Genomic DNA, 430 nt, shown 5'->3' with positions numbered 1-430 from the left:
GATTTCCGGCGCGACCGTCTGGATCTCCGTGGGGCAGGGGAGGGACCCTTCGACATTGCCGCTCTGCTCGAACTGCAGCCGCGCGATGCGTGCCTGCAGCGCTCGCGCCTTGGCCTTCTCTTCGCCCAGGCTCGACGTGTTGCCCGAATTGTCGAGACGGATGATGAGGTCGTTCTTCTTGACGGTCTGTCCGATCTGGACGGCGATCTCCTGCACCACGCCGGGCTCGCTGGCCTGAATGATCTGCGTCTTGGAAGCCGGTATCACCTTGCCATCGCCGCGCGCGATCTCATCGACCTCGGCAAACGATGCCCAGGCCGTGAAGCACACAAACATCGCGCCCACGATATAAACGGACGCCGAAGCGAAAAGGGGCGGGCGATCTTCCTTTGCAAGCATATCTATGCGTTCCGGTCAGGCATTGCCCTTC

Annotated in this window: 1 protein-coding gene; it reads right to left on the bottom strand. The window is 61.9% G+C overall.

Going from position 1 to position 430, the window contains the following annotated elements; all coding sequences use genetic code 11:
• Positions 1 to 399: biotin/lipoyl-binding protein (locus EN851_RS34270; RefSeq protein ID WP_135931055.1), on the bottom strand; the 399-nt coding region annotated here is incomplete at its 3' end.
• Positions 400 to 430: the final 31 nt, after the last annotated feature.

This window comes from Mesorhizobium sp. M8A.F.Ca.ET.208.01.1.1 (genome assembly GCF_004791315.1).
Classification (GTDB): Bacteria; Pseudomonadota; Alphaproteobacteria; order Rhizobiales; family Rhizobiaceae; genus Mesorhizobium.
This window is presented reverse-complemented; position numbering and strand designations above follow the sequence as displayed.